Annotated in this window: 20 protein-coding genes and 1 tRNA gene; 14 read left to right on the top strand and 7 right to left on the bottom strand. The window is 42.6% G+C overall.

Translation table 11 applies throughout. The annotated features are described in order from the left end of the window. The first annotated feature begins 379 nt into the window (after window positions 1–379). The 4 genes from D464_RS0103000 (at window position 380) to D464_RS0102985 (ending at window position 5865) form a co-directional block, all read left to right on the top strand. Window positions 380–3712: a DUF2723 domain-containing protein gene (locus D464_RS0103000; protein ID WP_018910081.1), complete on the top strand. Its 3333-nt coding sequence runs from the start codon at window positions 380–382 to the stop codon at window positions 3710–3712. A gap of 139 nt (window positions 3713–3851) precedes the next feature. Beyond that, window positions 3852–4484: a polysaccharide deacetylase family protein gene (locus D464_RS0102995; protein ID WP_004382145.1), complete on the top strand. Its 633-nt coding sequence runs from the start codon at window positions 3852–3854 to the stop codon at window positions 4482–4484. Further along, entirely contained in the window at window positions 4481–5458 is a 978-nt protein-coding gene (gene queG / locus D464_RS0102990; protein ID WP_018910080.1) for a tRNA epoxyqueuosine(34) reductase QueG, read from the top strand. Before D464_RS0102995 ends, queG begins: the two co-directional genes overlap by 4 nt. An 83-nt stretch (window positions 5459–5541) precedes the next feature. Then, a complete protein-coding gene (locus D464_RS0102985; protein ID WP_018910079.1) occupies window positions 5542–5865 on the top strand; it encodes a cupin domain-containing protein in 324 nt (107 codons plus the stop codon). 123 nt (window positions 5866–5988) lie between these two features. On the opposite strand, the gene D464_RS0102980 is transcribed toward D464_RS0102985, so the two are convergent. Continuing rightward, window positions 5989–6369, bottom strand: coding sequence for a hypothetical protein (locus D464_RS0102980; RefSeq protein ID WP_024985724.1), 381 nt, complete (start codon window positions 6367–6369; stop codon window positions 5989–5991). Window positions 6370–6578: 209 nt separating this feature from the next. Here D464_RS0102980 and glyA point away from each other — a divergent pair, with 209 nt between their 5' ends. Then, entirely contained in the window at window positions 6579–7859 is a 1281-nt protein-coding gene (gene glyA, locus D464_RS0102975) for a serine hydroxymethyltransferase (protein WP_018910077.1), read from the top strand. Window positions 7860–8070: 211 nt separating this feature from the next. Here glyA and D464_RS0102970 read toward each other — a convergent pair whose 3' ends face one another. Then, window positions 8071–8481: a hypothetical protein gene (locus tag D464_RS0102970; protein WP_018910076.1), complete on the bottom strand. Its 411-nt coding sequence runs from the start codon at window positions 8479–8481 to the stop codon at window positions 8071–8073. Window positions 8482–8674: 193 nt separating this feature from the next. On the opposite strand from D464_RS0102970, the gene D464_RS13715 reads away from it, so the two are divergent. Next, complete coding sequence (locus D464_RS13715; RefSeq protein ID WP_167319245.1) at window positions 8675–8878, top strand: hypothetical protein; 204 nt, start codon at window positions 8675–8677, stop codon at window positions 8876–8878. 86 nt (window positions 8879–8964) lie between these two features. After that, window positions 8965–9037, top strand: a tRNA-Lys gene (locus tag D464_RS0102965). A 392-nt stretch (window positions 9038–9429) separates the two neighbouring features. Here the strand turns inward: D464_RS0102965 and D464_RS0102955 are convergent. After that, entirely contained in the window at window positions 9430–9630 is a 201-nt protein-coding gene (locus D464_RS0102955; RefSeq protein ID WP_238309047.1) for a hypothetical protein, read from the bottom strand. A 398-nt stretch (window positions 9631–10028) separates the two neighbouring features. Between D464_RS0102955 and trmB the strand changes: the two genes are divergently transcribed. Continuing rightward, a complete protein-coding gene (trmB, locus tag D464_RS0102945; protein WP_018910074.1) occupies window positions 10029–10829 on the top strand; it encodes a tRNA (guanosine(46)-N7)-methyltransferase TrmB in 801 nt (266 codons plus the stop codon). A 255-nt stretch (window positions 10830–11084) separates the two neighbouring features. On the opposite strand, the gene D464_RS0102940 is transcribed toward trmB, so the two are convergent. The 4 genes from D464_RS0102940 to D464_RS0102925 form a co-directional block, all read right to left on the bottom strand. Continuing rightward, window positions 11085–11939 carry a patatin-like phospholipase family protein gene (locus tag D464_RS0102940; RefSeq protein ID WP_024985723.1) on the bottom strand — a complete coding sequence of 285 codons (855 nt, stop codon included), beginning with the start codon at window positions 11937–11939 and terminating at the stop codon, window positions 11085–11087. A gap of 211 nt (window positions 11940–12150) precedes the next feature. Further along, window positions 12151–13293, bottom strand: coding sequence for a cytochrome d ubiquinol oxidase subunit II (locus D464_RS0102935; RefSeq protein ID WP_018910072.1), 1143 nt, complete (start codon window positions 13291–13293; stop codon window positions 12151–12153). Continuing rightward, the gene (locus tag D464_RS0102930; RefSeq protein WP_018910071.1) at window positions 13290–14825 is read right to left on the bottom strand and encodes a cytochrome ubiquinol oxidase subunit I; all 1536 of its coding nucleotides are present in this window, start codon (window positions 14823–14825) and stop codon (window positions 13290–13292) included. The genes D464_RS0102935 and D464_RS0102930 overlap by 4 nt, the downstream gene beginning before the upstream one ends. 84 nt (window positions 14826–14909) lie before the next feature. Continuing rightward, window positions 14910–15125, bottom strand: coding sequence for a DUF4492 domain-containing protein (locus D464_RS0102925; protein WP_004382224.1), 216 nt, complete (start codon window positions 15123–15125; stop codon window positions 14910–14912). 196 nt (window positions 15126–15321) lie between these two features. Between D464_RS0102925 and D464_RS0102920 the strand changes: the two genes are divergently transcribed. The 6 genes from D464_RS0102920 (at window position 15322) to D464_RS0102895 (ending at window position 23370) form a co-directional block, all read left to right on the top strand. Further along, a complete protein-coding gene (locus D464_RS0102920; protein WP_018910070.1) occupies window positions 15322–16827 on the top strand; it encodes a TolC family protein in 1506 nt (501 codons plus the stop codon). A 47-nt stretch (window positions 16828–16874) separates the two neighbouring features. Further along, the gene (locus D464_RS0102915; protein ID WP_004382226.1) at window positions 16875–17858 is read left to right on the top strand and encodes an HlyD family secretion protein; all 984 of its coding nucleotides are present in this window, start codon (window positions 16875–16877) and stop codon (window positions 17856–17858) included. Window positions 17859–17881: 23 nt separating this feature from the next. Further along, entirely contained in the window at window positions 17882–19093 is a 1212-nt protein-coding gene (locus D464_RS0102910) for an ABC transporter permease (protein WP_018910069.1), read from the top strand. Window positions 19094–19143: 50 nt separating this feature from the next. Next, the gene (locus D464_RS0102905) at window positions 19144–20451 is read left to right on the top strand and encodes an ABC transporter permease (RefSeq protein ID WP_018910068.1); all 1308 of its coding nucleotides are present in this window, start codon (window positions 19144–19146) and stop codon (window positions 20449–20451) included. A gap of 660 nt (window positions 20452–21111) precedes the next feature. Next, window positions 21112–22779 carry a formate--tetrahydrofolate ligase gene (locus D464_RS0102900; protein ID WP_018910067.1) on the top strand — a complete coding sequence of 556 codons (1668 nt, stop codon included), beginning with the start codon at window positions 21112–21114 and terminating at the stop codon, window positions 22777–22779. A 153-nt stretch (window positions 22780–22932) separates the two neighbouring features. Next, window positions 22933–23370 carry a hypothetical protein gene (locus D464_RS0102895; RefSeq protein ID WP_018910066.1) on the top strand — a complete coding sequence of 146 codons (438 nt, stop codon included), beginning with the start codon at window positions 22933–22935 and terminating at the stop codon, window positions 23368–23370. The last annotated feature ends 17 nt before the right edge of the window (window positions 23371–23387 follow it).

Here is a 23387-nt window from a genome sequence, read left to right as displayed (position 1 = left end):
TCTGATACAAAAAGCTCATACTTGGCAGACTGAGAGCAATTTCATTTTTACTGTCATTCCTGTCAGTTAATTGTATGTCATAAAGTACTGTAAACCAATAAACTACGCAAAGTGTTAAAAGTGACAGCAAACTAAATTAAAATTAAATTCGTGTTTTTATGGTGAATTGAATAGCTTAATAACGACCTTAAAACAGCAAGGAAAGGACATATTCCAGATGGAGCCAATCGAAGAGAAAAGCATTTTAATATATTTTCAAACCATCTTTCATTGATTCTTAATATATAATTACTACCTTTGCAAAGATTATTTCGGAATAAACAGATTCTGCCCTTTTCCCATGCTGATAAGCGGTAGATTGTAAATACTAATCACACAAATGAAACAATTCAGATTGGTGGACAACATCGTAGGATGGGTGGCTTTCTTAGTCGCCGCATTCGTCTATTGTTCCACAATTGAGCCGACAGCCAGCTTTTGGGACTGTCCAGAGTTCATTACAACAGGCTATAAGTTAGAGATAGGTCACCCTCCCGGGGCACCGTTCTTCATGCTTACTGCTAATCTATTCTCACACTTTGCGAGTGATCCAACACAAGTTGCAAAGATGGTCAACACGATGAGTGCATTGCTGTCGGCTACTTGTATCATGTTCTTGTTTTGGACTATTACTCATCTTTCACGCCGTCTTATCGTTCGTGATGGTGATGCTCCGTCACTTGCAAAGACCATTGCTATCGAGGGAGCAGGTCTTGTCGGTGCATTGATCTACACCTTCAGCGATACGTTCTGGTTCTCTGCTGTTGAGGGTGAAGTGTATGCTTACTCATCAGCCTTCACTGCTGTTGTGTTCTGGCTGATACTCAAGTGGGAAGATGCAGCAGACAAACCACATTCCGACAGATGGTTGGTATTAATCTTCTATATGACTGGTCTTTCTATCGGTGTACACCTGTTGAACCTCCTCTGTATCCCTGCCATCGTTCTAATTTACTATTATAAAAAGGTACCAGATGCCAACTTGAAAGGTTCATTGTTAGCTCTGCTCGTGTCTGTCATACTAGTTGCAGCCGTGCTTTATGGCGTTGTTCCTGGTATTATCACCGTAGGTGGATGGTTTGAATTGTTCTTTACTAACACCTTAGGCATGCCATTCAACACGGGTACCATTATATATATAGTACTGCTTGTATCCGCTTTTGTGTGGGGCATTTATGAGACTTATCAGGATAAGAGTCAGGCTCGCCAAAACATTGCATTCCTATTGGCTTTTGCCTTAATTGGTATTCCTTTCTATGGTTATGGATGGAGTGCTTTCTTCATCGGAATCGTTGTTTTAGCCATTGTTTTCTTCCTTTTGCGCTGGCGCAGACCAGTTAACAAGGATGGTAAGAAGCAACCAGTAATGTTAGTATCTGCACGTGTCAAGAACACAGCTTTACTATGTATGCTGATGCTGATAATCGGTTACTCATCTTATGCTGTAATAGTTATTCGCTCTACAGCTAACCCTCCGATGGATCAGAACTCACCAGAGGATATTTTCACATTGGGTAGTTATCTGAGTCGTAATCAGTATGGTGATTGGCCCCTACTCTACGGTCAGGCTTATACGAGTCAACCGGCAGTGGCAGAGGATGGTATGCACTATAAATTCAAGGAGGGAGCGCCTGTCTATGAGCGTAAAGAGAAGGCTTCTAAGGATGAGAAAGACTCTTACTTCCTCGTTAGAAACAAGGCTACGCAGGTGTTCCAACAGAACATGTTCTTCCCACGAATGTATGATGATGCTCACGCTGCACAGTATGAACAATGGATGGGAGGCGTTACAGGGCATGATGTTGATGGTGTGAAGATGCCTACACAATGGGAGAATCTAAAGTTCTTCTTCTCTTATCAATGTAATTTCATGTACTGGCGTTACTTCATGTGGAACTTTGCTGGACGTCAAAATGACCTACAAGGCAATGGTGAACCAGAGCATGGTAACTGGATAACAGGTATATCGTTCATTGATAACGCACTCTATGGAGACCAGAGTAAATTGCCAGATGAGCTGAAAGCAAACAAAGGTCACAACGTCTTCTATTGTCTTCCATTATTGCTCGGACTACTTGGGTTGTTCTGGCAAGCATGGCGTGGTAAGCGTGGAATACAGCAGTTCTGGGTGGTATTCTTCCTGTTCTTTATGACAGGTTTGGCTATTGTCATCTATTTGAATCAGACTCCTAGCCAGCCACGTGAGCGTGATTATGCCTATGCGGGATCATTCTATGCTTACGCAATATGGTGTGGTTTGGGTGTTTTGGCACTCTATGATTGGGCAAGAAAACTGAAGATTGCACCCGTATTATCGGCATCTGTGATTTCAATAGCTTGTTTGCTCGTGCCAATTCAGATGGCATCACAGACTTGGGATGACCATGATCGTTCTGGTCGTTATACATGTCGTGACTTCGGACAGAACTATTTGATGTCACTTCAAGATAAGGGAGCTCCTATCATCTTCACCAATGGTGACAATGATACCTTCCCACTCTGGTACAATCAAGAGGTTGAAGGTGTAAGGACAGACACACGTGTTTGTAACCTTTCTTACCTACAAACTGACTGGTATATAGACCAGATGCGTCGCCCTGCTTACAACTCTCCGAGTGTGCCAATATCATGGCCACGACTTGATTATGTGAGTGGTACGAATGAGATTATACCTATTCAACCAGAGTTCAAACAGCAAGTTTTGGACTTCTATAAGCAGAATCCCGCCGCAGCAAAAGCTCAGTTTGGTGACGAACCATTCGAATTGAAGAATATACTAAAGTACTGGGTACGCTCAAAGAATCAAGACACTCACCTCATTCCAACCGATACCATCTACATGACTATTGATAAGGAAGCGGTGAAACGAAGTGGTATGATGCGTCCAGGTGACTCTATTCCTGATCGTATGGTTATCTCTTTGGCAGGGAAGCAGGCATTATACAAGAATGACTTGATGATGCTTGAGATGATTGCTAATTGTAATTGGACTCGCCCACTCTATGTAGCTGTTACCGTAGGAAGTGAGAACTTCATGAATCTCGGTGATAACTTCATTCAAGAGGGATTAGTAAATCGTATCACACCATTCAATACGACACAAGGTGGAAACAATCCGTTGGGAATCAATCTACGTAATTTCGATACAGAAAAGACATATAATGTCGTGATGAATCGATTCAAGTGGGGAGGATTAAGTAAGCCTGGCTTGTATATTGATGAGACTGTTGCACGTATGTGTTATACGCATCGTCGGGAGATGGCAAACCTTGCGCTCCACCTTATTGCTAAGGGTGAGAAAGCGAAAGCACTGAAGGTTCTGCAGAAGGCAGAGAAAGAGATACCTTATTATAATGTACCAATAAGTTATATGAGTGGCTCTGGTGACATGGCGCAGGCTTATGCCATGTTGGGACAGAAGGCAAAGGCTCGTCAGTTATATGACGCTCTTTGGAAGATTTCAATGCAGTACGCTAATTACTACATGTCGCTTCCTTCACGTTACTTCGATATGTCGCAAAGTTCATGCAAGATGCACTTCCAAATTATGATGAATCTTGTTAATGCTAATGATCATACTGACAGGGCATGGGCTAACAAGCATGCTGGACAGTTGAACGGGCTTATGAACAGGTTTGCAAGCCTAGGAGGTACATGGAAGCAGGGAGAATAATCCAACTTTAAAAGTATCTATGTCTTGATAAAGACGGAATAAATAAAACTGGAGCGTGGTCTACCTTATGTAGGTGGCTACACTCCAGTTTCTTCTTATATCATACATTATCACTTATTAAAATTAGCTATAAGTATCAATGTTAATAGAACAACCAGCACGATGGCTACGCCTCTTTTATCCGCACGCATTATGGCGCATGGATAAGAATGACCATTCTGTATACCTTACCTTTGATGATGGTCCCATCCCAGAAGCCACTCCTTTCATCCTTGATGTGTTGGATGAATTCGGTGCGAAGGCTATGTTTTTTATGGTGGCAGATAATGTAAGGAAACATCCAGACCTATATAAAGAGGTGATAAGGAGAGGGCATAAAGTGGGAAATCACACTTATCACCACCTCGGATCATTTAGACATTGGACGTTAACTTACGCTGTTGATGTCACAAAAGCTGATAACTTGCTTAATACTCCCTACTTCCGTCCACCTCACGGATGGCTTCGACACACTGTTTACTGGTGGGTGAAACAAAATTACAGAGTCGTGATGTGGGATCTTGTCACACGTGATTATTCTAAGTTATTGACTGCAAAAGACGTGGTAGAGAACGTAAAACGATATGCAAGAAATGGTTCTATCATCACCTTCCATGACTCTTTAAAGAGTATAGACAAGCTCCGTACTGCACTTCCAGAGTCACTTCAATGGCTCAAGGAACAAGGATATGAGTTTAAGACATTCCCTGATAATCCCGAAGAAACAAGATGATTAGTATCAACGCAACATGGATAAAGGAAGAAGCAAAGCGTCTTGGATTCTTCTCTTATGGGGTTGCAAAGGCAGAACCAGTTGATGAAGAGGTTGCAAAAGGGTATCGGAAATGGCTGGAGAATGGTGAGGAAGCAACCATGGCATATATGTCGAATTATTTAGAGAAGCGTCTCGATCCTCGTAAACTGGTTCCAGGTGTGCGAAGTATAATATCTCTTGCCCTCAATTATGCCCCTTCTCAACACCTACACAAAGGTGAATATCAGTTTGCAGCATACGCTCTAGGACAGGATTACCACGACTTAATGAAGGCAAAGATGCGGGAGTTGGCTAATAAAATAAGGGAATCAGAACCTTATCTTAATGCTTCTCAAGAAAACAAGGAAGGACAAGAGGAGGAATTAGAGATACGTTGTTTCTGTGATACAGCACCTGTTCTTGAACGTTATTGGGCACAAAAAGCAGGCTTAGGATGGGTTGGGCGAAATCATCAACTTATCATACCTCATGCTGGTTCGATGTTCTTTCTCGGGGAGATATTTCTTCCTTTCGACGTTGATAAATATGACGAACCTATGGAGAGTAGGTGCGGTAACTGCCGTAGATGTATAGATGCTTGCCCTACGAAAGCCATCATCCCGAATGAAGACTTTCATACAGATAGATGCTTATCGTACCAACTGATTGAGAATAGAGGGGACTTGTCAGAGGATGCAAAGGCAGCTATGGGCGATACAATCTATGGTTGCGACAGATGCCAAACAGCCTGTCCTTGGAATCGTTTTGCCACTCCTAACACCGAACCAAGTCTACAACCGAAAGCCGAACTACTCTCAATGAGTAGGGAAGCATGGCACAATCTTTCTATTGAAGATTATCGACGATTATTTAAAGGGTCAGCTGTTAAGCGTGTAAAGTTCGAAGGCTTGAAACGAAATATAGCTGCAACACAGCATAAAGAGAACGAGTAACATTTGTTACCAAGGCTTTCTGTGGCATTCTTATTGCTTGTTAGGAGATAGTAAACAGTTATAAACAATTTAATTATAAAGATATGGCAAAACTAGAGAAAGGTACTATCTTTTCAGCAAACAAGGTAATTGATTACGCTGATGGTGGTGTAATTAGCAAGGAATTAATACATAGCAACGCAGGAAGTGTGACACTCTTCAGCTTCGATGTAGGACAAAGTTTATCAGAACACTCCACTCCTTTTGATGCTCTCATACAGGTGATTGAGGGTAAGATGGAGCTAACCGTCGAAGGCACAAAGCACGTTATTAGTGCAGGCGAAAGCTTCATCATCCCTAGCGGTGCCCATCATTCAGTAAATGCAGCAGAGCGTTTCAAGATGATAATTACAATGATTAGAGGTTAAAAATACTTTTACGAGACAAAGGTAAAAGTCTCATAAACAAATTTCTGAGGTATCCTAGATTGCTAATAACATCTATGATACCTCGAGAAATTATATCTTACCAAACTTCAAACTACTTATTTCTCACTTTATAATTGCTTGATAGTCTTTATCGAAAGGACGAGGATGACGACCAATGAGGACTGTATTAAGCAGACAATTAGCCACTAACTCCTCATCCGTTAGGTCTACTTTCGGTTCTTTCTTCACTTCCTTGCCTAATAACACATCCCATGGACCATTGAAATCGTGGTCGTCAGCACCGAAGAACATCTCATTTGTTTCGGGATCTTCCATCAGTTGATACCGGATTTGCTTCTTTGATAACACAGGATTAATGCTCAATAACAAGTCGTATGCATTACGGAACTCATTCCGCAAATGACGACCTTTAGGAAACATAAGTCCTATTTGTGGATAAATCTCATCAAACTCGTAGGCTTGAAACAACTCTTTAAGTTTCATAATATATTGTTGTTTAATTATCAGAACAAATCTTTTATTCGTCAGAAGATTATCCTTACTAATCAAGAGAATAAGAGATTGTGCCTGCAAAGGTACATTATTTTTTTGATACGTTTGCATGTTAGAACATTAATTCGTATATTTGCGACATATTACTAACCCCGAGTTCGTCTAGAAAAACACGGACTCCTTTAAAACTTTCAATACACATGAGAAGAGATCAAGAAATTTTCGACCTCATTGAGATGGAGCACAAGCGCCAGCTCAAAGGTATGGAGCTGATTGCATCTGAGAACTTTGTTAGCGATGAAGTAATGCAGGCTATGGGTTCTTACCTCACTAACAAGTACGCAGAGGGTTATCCCGGCAAACGCTATTATGGTGGATGTCAAGTGGTTGACCAGGTTGAAACGCTTGCTATTGAGCGTGTAAAACAACTCTTCGGAGCAGAGTATGCCAACGTTCAACCACACTCTGGCGCACAAGCAAACCAAGCTGTTTTGCTCGCAGTACTAAAACCTGGTGACACATTTATGGGTTTAGACCTTGACCAAGGAGGGCATCTCTCTCATGGTAGTGAGGTGAATACTTCTGGAATCCTTTATCACCACGTTGGTTACACACTGAATCGTGAGACGGGAAGAGTGGATTATGATGAGATGGAAAGGCTCGCTCTTGAACATAAGCCAAAGCTAATTATTGGTGGAGGATCAGCTTATAGCCGTGAATGGGACTATAAGCGTATGCGCAAAATAGCTGACGAAGTAGGTGCTTTATTGATGATTGACATGGCACATCCTGCTGGTCTCATTGCTGCTGGATTGTTGGATAACCCCGTAAAGTATGCTCATATTGTTACAACAACAACCCATAAGACACTTCGTGGACCACGTGGTGGTGTTATTCTAATGGGTAAAGACTTTGAGAATCCATGGGGACTTACTACAAAGAAAGGCGTTGTAAAACCAATGTCAATGCTCTTCAATTCTGCAGTATTCCCTGGTAACCAGGGTGGACCATTAGAGCATGTCATTGCAGCAAAGGCAGTTGGCTTCGGTGAGAACCTTCTCCCAAGTTGGAAGGAATATGCTATGCAGGTAAAGAAGAATGCTTCTGTTCTTGCACAAGCACTCGTTGATAAGGGCTTCAGCATTGTTAGTGGTGGTACAGATAACCATTCTATGTTGCTCGATCTACGTCAGAAATATCCAGACCTTACTGGAAAGGTGGCAGAGACGGCACTTGTTGCTGCTGATATCACAGCCAATAAGAATAAGGTTCCATACGATGAGCGTTCAGCATTCCAGACAAGTGGTTTGCGTCTTGGTACTGCCGCAATGACAACACGTGGCTGTAAAGAAGACATGATGTTGCTCTGTGCTGACCTTATTGATGAGGTTCTCGCTGATCCAGAGAACGAACAGGTAATCAAGAGAGTACGTGAGAAAGTAAACGAGACAATGGCTGCTTATCCTCTCTTCGCTTACTAATAGTAAGGCTTACTAGCATTTAAAAGATTACAAGAAGGGAGCTATTAAAAGTAAGAATATAATAGTCTATGTCCGACGGATGGCAATCCATTAGTACTAGCGAGGCTAGATAACTAAATAAGATTGAATAATCCATACTTTTAATATCGCCCCCTTTTTGTATATGATAATCTTATTACATTCTTTAAAGTTACACACTAAAAGAAGACAATCACCTTAATTGATACCTTACATACTTCGCCCTTTGAATCTCATCACTACAGAGTATATTATATCTATCGGGAATATACAATGCACCATCAAGTATTATGTATGGTTCAGGAGCATTCCACTCTATCCTATAGACCAATCCCATTTTATTATCCACCAACTTTATAAAGGCTATCCAAGGTCCCACTATTGTAGCTACATCCTCTAACGAATACCTCAAACTATCTATAGAATCAACCACAAGAAGTGCTCCCGTTGAAGGGTCGCAAGGCTTAATTGATGACAAGTAAAGCCTTACTTCCTTTGGTAATTCTTGATAGGAAAGTTCTTTACTTGGTAGCGATGATACTTTATAGTCATAAGAGCTACAACCACAAAGAACTAACAAAACATTCAAAAGAAAATATTTCATCGTAATGATGTTATCTTTATCTAATCATTATACAAGCATACATCACTATAGAATATATGTTTAATAAGGAAGTATAAACTTACATAAAATAATTGAGTACAGCATAAATTACAAAAGAAATATACGCCCTATCTAACCCACAAATACCTTAATTTATTTTTAATTATAGTTGCTGTCACTTTTAACACTTCGCATGACAGGCTGTAAACCAGAATCTTATAACACCAAACTGAATGACAGGAGTGACAGCAAAATTGGTTTTCATTTTATCAGATCAATCTCTCATCATTTCATCTCCATCATTTCTACGCTTTCATTGGAGGCTGCGCACCACATGTGTCAACCATCGACACTTACCAAGGAAACGCCTAAACGCATAAAAGAACTCTATGAATAAGGTTAAAAGAAAGAAATGTCTCAAATTATTTGGTACGCTCAGAAAAACTTAGTACCTTTGCAACCGCAATTGACAAGAGCAATGGAGATCCGCTAGCTCAGCTGGTAGAGCACAACACTTTTAATGTTGGGGTCATGGGTTCGAGCCCCATGCGGATCACAGAAGAGTATGTCTAATGACATACTCTTTTTCCTTTTAAATACAAACCTACAAACTATAATCTTGTTAGAAACTTTGAATAAGCTATGGCTCAGTAGAAAAAAGTAGGAGAATCTATCTACCGTAATTACCCTTAAAACTCTCTCCACGAATACGACCACGCACAGTATCTGACTTGGTCTGTCTGTCATTCATTGTCTTTCCTCATTATAATTACGACTTTGGAGTAATTCTTTCCCCTTTCAGGACAAGGATCTTTGTGGTATAAACTGCGGTTTGTATCACAAAGACACACCAACATCAAGAGCTGATGCAATAGAAGTTTCCCCTTTTAGGGTGTTTACTTCAAGGAGGTTAACTCCACTTTTCTATCCACCTGCAAAGTTACGACGTTAATAGTCCCAGACCTTTGCTGCGAGCTTTACATACTCCACCTTCCCATCAATATAATCGGCAAAGTATTCTACAGCAGGTACACCATCTGGCAAAGCACACGAACCACATCGCCCACAAGAAGGGGCTTTACAATGATAACGGTCTTGTATGAACTCGAGTCGTTCCTCTCTATCAGAATATTCTATTTGTGGTGCCATCATCTTATTTCAAAAGTTTAGTTTCAATATAAATTATTCCATAATAACGGGTACAAAGTTACTATTTTCTGCTGATACCAACAAACATCCATAGTTGCAAACACACCCTTGTATTCCATTAGCTTAGTCTTTCCTCCTTGCAAGAAAGCCTTTCTTCAAATGTAAACAAGCCTCTCTTCCCATCGAAGAAAGCCTTTCCTTGCATCAAAGAAACGCCTCCTTCATTTACAGGCAATGCTCCCCTCGATCCTCGCCATTCGGAGAGGGGTTGGAGGAAAGGCTTTTCATTGCCAATAGCTGAAGGTTTGTGCTATAAGTGGCAACCGATTAAGAGCGATGGAAAGAAGAATTTACTCGAACTGACATAACATTCTTTATTTTTGTTGTAACTTTGCAGCATGAGTAAAGGTAAACTACAGAAATTTGCAGAGATGGAGACGTTTAAGAACGTCTTTCAGTATCCCTTCGGTGTGATCAGTGAGGTTCCTTTTGATATGAAAGGGCATTGGAGGGAGCAATACTTCCATAACGACAACCCCATTGTACTTGAGTTAGGATGCGGAAAAGGTGAGTACACCGTCGGACTAGCGCGTGTTTATCCCGACATCAACTTCATTGGTGTTGACATCAAGGGTGCTCGTATCTATACAGGAGCTAAGCAGGCGCTGGAGGATGGGCTATCGAATGTAGCGTTCCTACGCACGAGTATCGAGATAATCGACCGCTTCTTTGGTGCAAATGAGGTGCAAGAAATATGGTTAACCTTCTCTGATCCACAGATGAAGAACTATCACAAGCGTTTGACATCTACGTTCTTTATGAACCGATACCGCCACTTCTTGGTGGATGGAGGTATCGTTCACTTAAAGACGGACTCGAACTTCTTATTCACATATACCACTTACATGGTGAATGTGAATAGCCTCCCTGTACTCTTCCGAACGGAAGATCTCTATGGAAATGAGTTGAAGGAAGGTGCGAAAACGGCTGAGAATGAGATGGACGAGAACACTCGTGAGATCCTTGGAATCCATACTTATTATGAGAACCAATGGATTGAACGAGGCTTGAATATTAAGTATATGAAGTTCCAACTACCGTCAGAAGGTGAACTGAAAGAGCCTGAGGTGGAAATAGAACTTGATGATTACCGCTCTTACAAACGCCCGAAACGTAGCGGATTGACTACGAGCAAGTAAGAAAGAGAAGCCTTTTTCTAATTCAAAATTATAATTAGGTAGAGTTGATGAGTTGATAGTTGACAAGTAAACGAGTTGTTTGTACTGCTGGAGCTATATCCACAAAGTAGGGACAGACACCCTCGTCTGTCCGCCTCACAACATGGTTTAAAAACAAGATGTATAAGGACATATCGTTCTAATAACATATTCCTTTTATCCCAAATATAGTATTTATGCGGACTGACAAGGGCGTCTGTTCCCTATTTTGTGATACTATCTTCGTATGCAAAAGAATGCTTTTATCTCCTCCAAATGCTCTGTGGCAACCTCTCTTCCATGGTCGTATGTAGCCTGCATGTCGTCTGGATTGTGCGAAATATGCCCTATGATCAGAGGCTTTTTAGGTCGTATGACGAGTGTGTTGGGCTTTTTCTCTTCTTGACGAACATACTCTAACTGATTGTTATACATGATATGTCGCTGTTCTAAAGCACGTATGATGCGAGGGTGGCGACGCAACCAAAGGCGCATAAGAGGCATGAGTTTGTTTGGTTTCTTTACGTAATTAGCTGGTTGAGTGAGCACAACTAGGTTACGATTATAGCCTTGCTCTTGGAAAAAACGCAATGGGATGGAGTCGGCAATACCACCGTCTAGTAGCTTCTTACCCTCTATTGTGACAATGCGAGCGGCTATCGGCATCGAAGCCGAGGCTCGGATGTATTCGAGACAAGCGTCGTTGACCTCCATTAAACGCTTATATACCGCCTTGCCAGTGCCTACGTTCGTACAAACAACCCAAAACTCCATAGGGTTATTACGGAATGTTTCGACATCAAAATAGTCTAATTTGCGAGGCATGTAATGGTAGGCATACTCGCCACCGAAGTAGTCGCCAGTCGTAAGAAGCGAACGGAAAGAGGCATAACGCCAGTCATGTGCTAACTTCTTATTATACCTTATGACACGTCCCGGCTGTTTCGACTTCATATTGCAACCAAAGGCTGCACCCGCAGAAACACCTATAACGCCATCTGGCGATAGGTTGTTTTCCATGAGAACATCTATTACACCAGCGGAAAAAAGCCCACGCATGGCGCCTCCTTCAAGTACTAGTCCCTTCTTCATTGCCATTATCTTTAGTTCATCTTACACTTTCCCAAAAAGGTTGTGAGCCCTGCAAAGATACATAAAAAATGATGAATAGTACACAGAGGACGCTCAATATCGTTATTCCCTTTATCTTTAAGGGGAAAAAACAAGGTGGAAGAAATACCTTATTATCGGTATTCTCTCCCACCTCTGATGGTTATTTGTATATAAAAAATACGTTTACTTCTTAATAAGCATGGTCATCCTCTGTTATTTCCTGTCGGTCGATAGCTTTCTTATCAATGGCTCTCCAAGCATAAACAATGTATGCCAAGACGAATGGAACGAGGAAACTTACGTAGAACATAGCCTTGAGTGTGAACTCACTTGATGAGCTGTTTTGAATGGTCAAAGAGCTCTGTAAGTCGGCAGTAGAGGGATAGTAAGCTGTGTTGTTCCATCCTGCAATGAGGAAGAGAACCAATACCACACATACAACTCCTATACCTGCAGGCCATATACCACGCACATAATTGGGTTTAAAGATGGTCTTGATGATTCCAAAAAGAAGTAGGACAACACCCACAAGTAGGATAATAGCCAATGGCCACATCGTTAGTAGGTTGTTAAAATACTTCATAGGCTCCATGACGATAGTACCTGCTTCATTTACCGCATAGCCCTCGCTGAACAAAGTAACAATGAGGAAAGGTAAGAAGAAGAGCAAGAAAAGGATGGTATTAACCAATAACTGCTTGCGAACACGGGTACGGATTGTATCGTCGTTTACATTATTATTAATGTAGAGCGTACCCAGGATGCGTGCTAAGAACACCACTGCAATACCAAAGATGACTACCCAAGGATTGAGTAAGACGTCAAGTCCACGTGAACCATTAGCCCAATGAGAGATAACGGGTTGCATGCTATTGGTGATGTTAGCCTTTTCTACGATGAAATTAGAGCCTGTGAAGAAGGTTGCAACAGCTCCGCCTAAGAGCAACGGACCAAGAATACCATTGATGATAAGGCATGTTTGGAATGTACGAACACCAAAGATGTTACCCGCCTTGTTCTGAAATTCATAGCTAACAGCCTGTATGATGAATGTAAACAAGATCAATAACCATATCCAATAAGCACTTCCAAAGCTCGTACTATAGAACAATGGGAATGAAGCAAAGAATGCCCCGCCGAATGTAACAAGTGTTGTAAAGGTGAACTCCCACTTTCTTCCAGTGGAGTTAATCAACATTCTGCGGTCGTCGGGAGTCTTTCCTAACTGGAAGATCATCGAGTTTGCGCCTTGTACGAATAGTAAGAAAACGAGCAACGCGCCCAATAGTGAGATGATAAACCACCAATAGTTTTGTAGGAAATAGTATGTCATAGAGCTGGTCCTTTCTTTATTTGCTTACACATAATACTAATCTCTACGGTTAACATAGCCGTAAATAACACAAGAAAGAGGAAGAAGGTGAAGGCGATACCACCGCTTGACAGGTCGCTAACAGCAGCCCAAGTAGGTAGCATGTCTTGTATTGTCCAAGGTTGACGACCAAACTCGGCAACAAGCCAACCACTCTCACTTGCAATGTAAGCGAGCGGTATCAACGCTATTCCTAAATACTGTAACCAACGTGGACGAGTAATGTCTTTCTTATAGAGAAGGAATAACATTACAGCGAAGACAAGGATGAATAAGCCGCCAAGACCTACCATTATACGGAACGCCCAGAAGTTAATTGGAATGAAAGGTACCAGTTGATTGGCATCCTTGATATAGCCATATCCGAAGTATTTCATATCATGGTCAAGGATCTTCTCATTGCTTTCTTTGTCCTTTCCTGCACGATAGTCTTTGAGTGCTTGAATGGCTCTCTTGCCTCGTTCCTGCTTCTCTTTCAAGGAAGGCTCTTTGGTTCCATCTGCCTTAGTATAGCCCTTGATGATGTCTCGAACACCAGGAACATAGCCAGTAGTAGACTTTGTTGCGAGGATTGATAACATATTTGGAACAGCCACACGCATAGGTGGTTCAGACTCGTTCATATAGTCTGGTTGCTTGAAGGGATTGACCATTGCAATACCTGTAAGGCTCTGGCTGTTTCCTCCCTCATACAATGCTTCCATCGCAGCGAGCTTCATTGGCTGTGTTTGAGCGACCATATAAGCTGAGTCGTGACCCGTAAATGCAGTTAAGAAAGAGGCTACCAAACCAACGATAGAACCTATCTTAATACTCTGCTTAGCGAGTTCCACGTGGCGTTTACGCAATAGATACCAGCAGCTTACACCGACAGTGAAGGCTGCACCAAGTACCCAAGCAGAGGTGACTGTATGGGTGAATTTGTCAATAGCAAATGGACTTAAAGCTACGTCCAAGAATGAGGTCATCTCGTTACGCATCGTCTCTGGGTTGAAAGTACAGCCTATTGGATATTGCATCCAAGCGTTAGCAACAAGAATCCACCACGCTGATAGCGTTGCGCCTAAGCCTGTTAACCATGTCGAAGCAAGGTGAAAACCAGCAGAGACCTTCGACCATCCGAAGAACATAACAGCAACGAATGTGGACTCCATAAAGAACGCGAGGATTCCTTCTATTGCCAGTGGAGCACCGAAGATGTCGCCAACAAACCAAGAGTAATTACTCCAATTGGTACCAAACTCGAACTCAAGTATGATGCCAGTAGCCACTCCCATGGCAAAGTTAATACCAAAGAGTCGCTGCCAGAACTGGGCTGCTGAACGCCAAAACTCCTTACGCGTCCGGTAATAGCAAGTTTCCATAATACCCATAATAACCGCTAATCCAAGCGTTAATGGGACGAATAACCAGTGATAGATGGCTGTTAGTGCGAACTGCGCACGCGACCAGTCAACTGTTCCTGGGTCAATGGTTAAGAGTAGGTTTTCCATTGTTTCTCTGTTAATTATTAATTGTTATGAATTGATGTAACTATCATTTAGATTAGGAGCAAACTATTTGTGCCCTCTTATCAGCTATCTTTTCAAGAGCTGCTGTTCAACAAATTCGCTTTCTTTACCTGGTTTCGTCCGTTGCTTCAAATAGTTCGGAAAGAAGAAAACTTTAAGCACAAGGAAGATAATGATTAGCTTAACTATAATCACCATCCATAATGTCTTGCCCAAAGTCATGTGCTTGAAGCCATCGTAATAGAGGTCGAAAGCACGATAAAAAAAACTCTTCTTTGTCACAGTGAAATGTTTTCTTACTTTGTATTTAATACAGATTGCGGTTGCAAAGATAGTTATTTATTTCTAAAGTTGTTCTATATTTCCTTAAAAATAGGCTCTTTTTTTAAATTTAAGGATTAGTGACCTCTATTTGAGTAATAAGTCATTTAAAAAGGTTATATTTGCATCTATTAATTTAATAGCGTAACTATCGTAAATGAGAAGACTATTTACTTTTGTGATATTGTTCTGTTCTCTCCATGGCATACAGGCGCAAGGTGTGTTGTCACTAACGCAGTGTCGGGAGCTTGCTTTACGGAACAATCGACAGTTAAAGATATCTAAGATGACTGCTGATGTTGCAGAGAACGCACATAAGGCAGCTAAGACAAAGTACTTACCAAGGGTAGATGGACTTGCAGGATACCAACATTTCTCACGTGAAGTATCGATCTTGAATGGTAAACAGAAGTCTGCCCTTACCAATTTAGGGACGAATTCTGTGGGACAGTTGGGTAATCAATTGGGACAGAATCTGACCACCCTTGCACAACAAGGGATTATTAGTCCACAAACAGCACAGCAATTGGGACAGGTGTTGAACAATATCGCCTCTCCCCTTACACAGGCTGCCAACAACATCGGAACGACTATCAAAGACGCTTTCCGAACCAACACGAAGAACGTATATGCAGGTGGGATTCTCGTGAGTCAACCGATCTACATGGGTGGAGCTATTAAAGCGGCTAATGACATGGCAGCCCTCGGTGAGCAAGTAGCACAGAACAACATCGACCTGAAAAGACAGCTTGTTCTATATGGTGTGGATAATGCTTACTGGTTGGCAGTATCGCTCAAGAAGAAGGAAACACTTGCTCTTCAATATCGCAACTTAGCACAGAAACTGGACGACGATGTCAAAAAGATGATCCGCGAAGGAGTAGCTACAAGGGCTGACGGATTGAAGGTTGACGTCGTAGTTAACACTGCCGACTTACAGATAGCACGTATCCAGAGTGGTGTTTCACTTGCTAAGATGGCATTGTGCGAATTATGTGGTATTAGTTTAGATGGGGATATTCTATTAGCTGACGAAGGGGATGCAGACATTCAGGCAACGCCTTCTTCCCAACTTGATAATCGTATAAAAGCAGCATCAGACAGTGCCACTATCAGCGAAGCACGCCCCGAACTGCGTTTGTTACAGAATGCAGTTGAGATCAGCGAGCAGAACACCAAGCTCATTACTGCACTCTATCGCCCCCACATCTTACTAACTGGTGGCTATACAGTAATGAACCCTAACGTCTTTAATGGGTTCCAAAACCGATTCTCCGGACTATGGAATATCGGTGTAACAGTGCAAATGCCGCTATGGACATGGGGGGAGAATAAATATAAGATACGTGCCAGTAAGACCGCAACCAGTATAGCTCGAATGGAGCTGAATGACGCTCAAAAGAAAATAGAACTTGATATTGAACAGAGCCGTCTACGCCTCAGAGATGCCAACAAACAGCTCACTACAGCGCATAAAAATATGTCGGCTGCAGAGGAAAACCTACGTTGTGCGAACGTTGGTTTTCGAGAGGGAGTGATGACAGTAACCGACGTCATGACCGCTCAAACGGCTTGGCAGACAGCCCGCACAGCGATTATTGATGCAGAGATTGCCGTTAAGTTGGCACAAAGCAGTGTTCAGAAAGCAATCGGAGAGCTATAATATAATAAGGTGGAAATAGATCATTAAAAGTAAAAACAACAATACTTATGTCAGCAAAATCACAACATAACAATATTCTTCTGGCTGTTTTAGGCTTCGTCGCAGTAGTTGTCATCGTTGCAGTCATTGGTTACTTCACCATCGACCGCACGCCAGAAATCATCCAAGGGCAGGTCGAAGTGAGTGAATATCGTGTGGCTTGCAAGTTACCGGGACGTGTAACTGAACTCTTAGTAAAGGAAGGTGACCATGTTCATAAGGGTGATATCCTTGCAAAACTGGCTATTCCTGAAGCCAACGCACAGGAGAAAGTGGCTGAAGCAACTGCTGGGGCGACTGAAGCCATCAGTGCTTTAACAGAGGCACCAACCCGCCGTGAGGCTGTTGAAAGTGCTTATCAAGTGTATCAACAGGCTATTGCTGCGAACGGAATAGCCGAGAAAACCTACGGACGTATGCAACGACTCTTTGACGAGGGAGTGATGAGTGCGCAGAAGCGGGACGAGGCAAAGGCTGCCTTTGAAGCAACTCAAGCAGGTGTGCAAGTCGCTAAGTCGCAATGGGAACTGGCGAAGAGTGGAGCGCGCAAAGAGGCTAAAGAGGCTGCAAGAAAGCAGGCGCAAGCAGCTACTTCGGCTATTGATGTTGTCCGTTCAGTACTGAAAGAGACTGTTCAACGTGCAACAGCTGATGGCGAAGTAGAGACCATCTATCCTAAAGTGGGCGAACTCGTTGGATTTGGTAGTCCTATCATGAGCATCTCAATGGTTGATGATATATGGGGAACCTTTAATGTTCGTGAGGATCAACTAAAGGACATGAAGATTGGAACAAAGCTCAAGGTCTATGTCCCAGCACTTGACAAACAGATCGAAATGCGGGTTACCTCACTCAAAGACCAAGGTTCATACGCTGTTTGGAAAGCAACGAAAAGCAACGGACAATACGACTTAAAGACTTTCCAAGTAAAGGCTCGTCCAGTGCAGAAAGTAGATGGTTTAAAGCCCGGTATGTCATTGATTATTAAATAAGGGAGGCGGTTTTTCTTTTTATAATGAAGTTATCATTCAACATAAAGTCGGTTTTCAACTCCCTTGGAGACGGATTGAAAAGAGTCTTTGCACTCTCTTCACGAGAGGTTGGACTGATGGTTCACAACCCAATATACATCTGTTGTATGGTTGTCTTCCCATTAGTTATCGTCTTCTTCTTCACTTCCTTGATGCATGAAGGGCAACCGGAAAAGTTGCCATGTGGCGTTGTTGACAATGATAACACATCCACCACACGTGCTTTAATACGTCAGTTAGATGCCTTCCAAAGCACCCGTGTGGCTGATCATTACAATAGTGTTGCCGAGGCGAGACAAGCTATTCAACGCAACGAGATATATGGTTTCCTTTATATTCCAGAAGGTACTACAGCCGAACTCTTCGCTCAACGCCAGCCACATGTATCTTTCTATTATAGTAATGTGACGCTTGTTGCAGGCGGAATGTTATATAAAGACCTCAAGACAGTGACGACTCTTGGCTCTGCAGCTATGGGTGCCGCAAAGCTCCAAATGCTTGGTAAAACACCCAAGGAGATTAAGGAGTTCATACAGCCCATAGGCTTGGATGTACACATGGTGGGCAATCCGTGGATGAATTATAACATCTATCTGACGAGTATTATGGTGCCCGGTATCCTCGTACTATTTATGCTTCTTATCACCGTCTATTCGATTGGAACTGAACTAAAGTTCGGTCGTTCACAACAATGGATGCGGTTAGCTAACAACAATATATGGCTTGCTATCACTGGAAAACTCCTACCTCAAACCCTCATCTTCTTGGCAGTTTTCCTCGGATATGAGTGGTATATCTATGGCTACCTGAACTTCCCTCACCCCGGAGGATTGCACATGATCCTCTTTCTTGGCATCCTCACGGTTCTGTCCTCACAAGGGTTTGGAGTCTTTGTTTTCGGTCTCATCCCCTCGTTACGCATGTCGATGAGCGTCTGTTCGTTATGGGCTGTCGTTGGATTCTCCGCTTGTGGAGCCACGTTCCCAGTCTTTGCTATGGACGGGATGATCGAAGCTCTGGCACAGATCATACCGCTTCGTCATTACTACATGATTTATCAGCTCTGCGTCTTCAATGGCTTTCCTCTTATTGATGCGTGGGTCAATGTGATGGCACTTGTTGCCTTCGCTGCCTCGCCGATACTTGTTCTTTGGAACTTGAAACGTGCTATGCTGGAATATGTTTACATACCATAAGTTGTTAAAACAGACCTCTTTTAGAAAGAAAATAACGCTGATAACTGTCTATGTCGAATAATAATAAAAAGAGTTCCACACTAAAGGATGCGCTCAAGAAACCGCTCGACTTTCTTTCATCCGTCTGCTACATCTGGTGGTTGGAGTTGAAGAGTACGGTGAAAGATGAGGGTGTATTGATATTTTTCATACTTGTTCCTCTCGCCTACCCTTTGCTTTATTCGTGGATATATAACAATGAAGTGGTGCGGGATGTACCTGTTGCTATTGTCGACCTATCGCATACAACCTCGTCAAGGGAGTTCATTCGCGACTTTGATGCAGCACCAGATGTGAAGGCAGCATACTATTGTAACAACTTAGAAGAGGCGAAGGAACTCATTGGGAAACAGGCAGTTCATGGCATCCTATACTTTCCTTCCGACTTTGATGAGACTTTGAATCGAGGCGAACAGGCGCATGTTGGAGTCTATTGTGACATGAGTTTGATGCTAACCTACAAGGCGATCTATCAAACGGCACAAGCAGTAGCACTTGAGATGGGTGCTGACAGGCTGAAGGCTCACTCTTTCTCGTTCACAGAAAGGGATGAGGAGCTGAACACGGAACCAATGGTTGTTGACGCTGAACCGATTTTTAACACCACAGGAGGCTATGGTAACGCCATTCTCCCAGGTGTCTTGATTCTCATCTTACAGCAAACTCTACTCTTAGGAATTGGTCTCTCGGCTGGTACAGCACGTGAGAACAACCGCTTCCAAGACCTTGTTCCAATCGGAAAACACTATGATGGAATCATGAAAATAGTCCTCGGCAAGTCGTCCTGTTACTTTATGGTCTATTGCGTCATGGCTGCTTACATCACAATGGCAGTCCCTCGCTTCTTTAACTTCACGATGTTAGCACATTCATCGGACCTCTTTTGGCTCTTACTCCCCTACTTGCTTGCTGTGATCTTCTTTGGTATGACAGTCTCATGCCTCGTTCGCTATCGTGAAAATGTCATGCTTTTGGTGGTCTTTACATCTGTTCCACTTCTGTTCCTAACAGGTGTCTCTTGGCCTCAAAGCAACATTCCAGGGATATGGCAGGGCTTGGGTTGGATCATTCCATCGACCTTTGGCGTGCGTGGATTCCTACGAATATCCTCTATGGGAGGCACCCTCAACGACATTCTCCCTGAAGTGAGAGCACTGTGGATACAGGTAGTTATCTATTTTACAACTACTTGTTTCGTCTATAGATTCCAGATTATCAACGCTCGTAGACATGCCATTTCGCACTATCAAATGATTCAAGATAAGATCAAGAATGAGCGTCAGAAGAAGCGTCAAAATATATCTTCTGGACAAGAGTAAATCCTCTTTCCAATTTAAAGAAGGCGTTTCCTCAATTTAAAGAGAGTGTATTCTCAATTTAAGGGAAGCCTCTCCTCGACGTGAGAAGAGGCTTTCTTCGACTTGAAGGAAGCCTCTCTTCATAATGAAGAAACGCCCTTCTCCAATGGAGAAGGGCGTTTCTTTATTTGCAAATCAGTGACTCGTGCTAACAGGACACAGCCTCGTTACACAGAACTATATGGTACAGAGCATCTTAGCAGACCATCACTTCAAACAGAAGTAATCATAATTTTGAATTGTGAACTTTGCATTTTGAATTGCACAAGAGCATCAGCTTCTGTGGATTCCCATGTTCCTTTAGGAACTCTGTGTAGCCTTTAGGCTTCGTGCCATCCGTGTATTCCGTGTGAAGAGAAGCCTCACCCCCGCCCCCTCTCCGAATGGAGAGGGGCGTAGATAGTGCTATTTTCCACAGAACAAGCAACTTGTTTACTCGTCAACCAGTCAACTCGTCAACTCTACCTAATCATAATTTTGAATTGTGAATTTTGCATTTTGAATTATACAAGGGTATTCGTAAAATCGTGGCGATTGGTTAAAACTTTATGAAGAATCGGTTAGTAGATTCAGAAAATATGCTTATCTTTGTCCTTACAACTAAAATATAAGTATAAAACTATGAAATCAGACATTCAGATTGCACGCTCATGTAACATGAAGCGAATCGAAGAGGTGGCAGCTAAAATAGGTATTCCTGCTGACGAGTTAGAGCTTTATGGGAAGTATATGGCTAAGGTTCCTCTTACCTTAATAGACGAAGAACGCGTTGCTAAAAACCGCTTGGTTCTTGTTAGTTCAATATCTCCTACCCGTGCAGGTATTGGTAAAACGACTGTGAGTATAGGGCTTTCTATGGCATTGAATCGCATTGGCAAACGTTCTGTATTAGCTTTACGCGAACCGAGTTTAGGCCCTTGTTTCGGTATGAAAGGTGGTGCTGCTGGTGGAGGATACGCCCAGGTGGTACCGATGGAGAAGATAAATCTGCACTTCACAGGCGACTTTCATGCCATAACAAGCGCACATAACATGATTGCAGCACTGTTGGATAACTACATCTATCAGCATCGTAGCGAGGGATTTACGCTTAAACAGATTCTATGGAAGCGTGTTCTTGATGTGAATGATCGCAGTCTTCGTAACGTAGTAACGGGCTTGGGAGCTGTAACTGATGGTCTGCCGACACAGTCGGGGTTTGATATTACACCTGCAAGTGAGATCATGGCAGCTCTATGTTTAGCCTCTAATGAAAGCGATCTACGCCGTCGTATAGAGAATATGGTGCTTGGTATCACCTTTGATAACAAACCGTTCAAGGTGAAAGACCTTGGTATAGCAGGTGCTATCACCGTTTTGTTGCTTGATGCAATCAAACCGAACCTTGTTCAAACACTTGAGGGTACACCTGCATTGGTGCATGGTGGACCTTTTGCAAACATCGCCCATGGTTGCAATAGTTTGTTGGCAACGAAGATGGCAATGTCCTTGAGCGATTATGCCATTACCGAATCGGGCTTCGGAGCAGACCTTGGTGCAGAGAAGTTCCTCGATATCAAGTGTCGCAAGGGAGAGATTCATCCACGCGTCACGGTGCTTGTTGCAACCTTGCGAGGGCTCAAACTACATGGCGGACTCACGGAAGGTTGCACTCGTGAACAGGAACTACAAGCCCTTGTTGAAGGCTTTGCTAACCTTGACAAGCATGTTAAGAACATGCAAAACTTCGGTCAGCCGGTCATCGTAACACTAAATAGATATGGTGACGATACCGATGAGGAGGTTCAGATGTTGGCTGATCATTGCAAGCTATTGGGCGTTGGCTTTGCCGAAAACAATGTGTTTATGAAGGGCGGAGAAGGCGCAGAAGACTTGGCAAGGCTCGTTGTTGAGACCATAGATAAGCATGGGGCAAAGGATATCAACATGGTCTACAATGATGATGATAGTATAGAGGAAAAGGTCGAGAAGGTGGCTAAAAAGATCTATGGTGCTCGATCGGTTGTCTTCAAGCCAGCAGCTAAAAAGAAGTTAGAACGCATACAGGCTTGGGGCATGGAAAGGTTCCCTATTTGTATAGCAAAGACTCAATTCTCATTCAGCGAAGACCCGAAGCAAGTGGGCGTGGCGAAGAACTTCGACCTTACCATTCGTGACTTCGTCATCAATGGTGGCTCTGAAATGATTGTTGCTATCGCTGGTGACATGATGAGAATGCCTGGTTTACCAAAGGTTCCACAGGCTGAGAAGATTGATATTGTGCGTGGTCAGATAGAAGGATTAGCCTAATTTCTGACTCAATAAATTGTTGTGTGCTGCTTGCAAGAGCCTTATTAGATAGGCAACCTATCGAAAAGCTCTTACCGAGGTAAGTGTTAATAGCACTTGCAGGCAGCACCAACTATAAACCTGAAACACTAACCTTTACAATGAGAAAACCGCATGAAACGAAAGACCCTACTACTAACGATCTTTACAATCGTCCTTTCCGTTGCCATCATCCTATGTATCAGAATCCCTTATAAAGAGGTCAACATCACTGATAACTTACAATCAATACAAAGGCAAAATACTTGCATCTCGGTTCATTCTCTATATAAGGACAAGGATTGGGACATGATGGTTGTAGTCAAACCATACAATAGTTCGACCGCAGCTAACGAGAGTATCGACATGGGATATGGTGGAGATAGAGACGTCATCATCGATAACACCATGTATGATAATATGTGTACTCTCTTGTTTGTAAGGGATAAGAAGCTCGTTGCCTTTACCAGTGTCTATCGCAACATCATAGACTTTAGCCAACTGGGAAAGGATGTTTATAAGGCTAATGAGTCCATTCGCATTATGAATAAGATTGCAGGTGACTGCCAATAAAGGCTGTTCTGTTAGCT

It is taken from the genome of Prevotella veroralis DSM 19559 = JCM 6290, from assembly GCF_000377625.1.
Classification (GTDB): domain Bacteria; phylum Bacteroidota; class Bacteroidia; order Bacteroidales; family Bacteroidaceae; genus Prevotella; species Prevotella veroralis.
This window is presented reverse-complemented; position numbering and strand designations above follow the sequence as displayed.

Coding starts and splice junctions, on each gene's coding strand:
- D464_RS0103000 (WP_018910081.1), top strand. CDS start 380: ATGAAACAATTCAGATTGGTGGACAACATCGTAGGATGGGTGGCTTTC.
- D464_RS0102995 (WP_004382145.1), top strand. CDS start 3,852: ATGTTAATAGAACAACCAGCACGATGGCTACGCCTCTTTTATCCGCAC.
- queG (WP_018910080.1), top strand. CDS start 4,481: ATGATTAGTATCAACGCAACATGGATAAAGGAAGAAGCAAAGCGTCTT.
- D464_RS0102985 (WP_018910079.1), top strand. CDS start 5,542: ATGGCAAAACTAGAGAAAGGTACTATCTTTTCAGCAAACAAGGTAATT.
- D464_RS0102980 (WP_024985724.1), bottom strand. CDS start 6,369: ATGAAACTTAAAGAGTTGTTTCAAGCCTACGAGTTTGATGAGATTTAT.
- glyA (WP_018910077.1), top strand. CDS start 6,579: ATGAGAAGAGATCAAGAAATTTTCGACCTCATTGAGATGGAGCACAAG.
- D464_RS0102970 (WP_018910076.1), bottom strand. CDS start 8,481: ATGAAATATTTTCTTTTGAATGTTTTGTTAGTTCTTTGTGGTTGTAGC.
- D464_RS13715 (WP_167319245.1), top strand. CDS start 8,675: ATGACAGGCTGTAAACCAGAATCTTATAACACCAAACTGAATGACAGG.
- D464_RS0102955 (WP_238309047.1), bottom strand. CDS start 9,630: ATGGCACCACAAATAGAATATTCTGATAGAGAGGAACGACTCGAGTTC.
- trmB (WP_018910074.1), top strand. CDS start 10,029: ATGAGTAAAGGTAAACTACAGAAATTTGCAGAGATGGAGACGTTTAAG.
- D464_RS0102940 (WP_024985723.1), bottom strand. CDS start 11,939: ATGAAGAAGGGACTAGTACTTGAAGGAGGCGCCATGCGTGGGCTTTTT.
- D464_RS0102935 (WP_018910072.1), bottom strand. CDS start 13,293: ATGACATACTATTTCCTACAAAACTATTGGTGGTTTATCATCTCACTA.
- D464_RS0102930 (WP_018910071.1), bottom strand. CDS start 14,825: ATGGAAAACCTACTCTTAACCATTGACCCAGGAACAGTTGACTGGTCG.
- D464_RS0102920 (WP_018910070.1), top strand. CDS start 15,322: ATGAGAAGACTATTTACTTTTGTGATATTGTTCTGTTCTCTCCATGGC.
- D464_RS0102915 (WP_004382226.1), top strand. CDS start 16,875: ATGTCAGCAAAATCACAACATAACAATATTCTTCTGGCTGTTTTAGGC.
- D464_RS0102910 (WP_018910069.1), top strand. CDS start 17,882: ATGAAGTTATCATTCAACATAAAGTCGGTTTTCAACTCCCTTGGAGAC.
- D464_RS0102905 (WP_018910068.1), top strand. CDS start 19,144: ATGTCGAATAATAATAAAAAGAGTTCCACACTAAAGGATGCGCTCAAG.
- D464_RS0102900 (WP_018910067.1), top strand. CDS start 21,112: ATGAAATCAGACATTCAGATTGCACGCTCATGTAACATGAAGCGAATC.
- D464_RS0102895 (WP_018910066.1), top strand. CDS start 22,933: ATGAAACGAAAGACCCTACTACTAACGATCTTTACAATCGTCCTTTCC.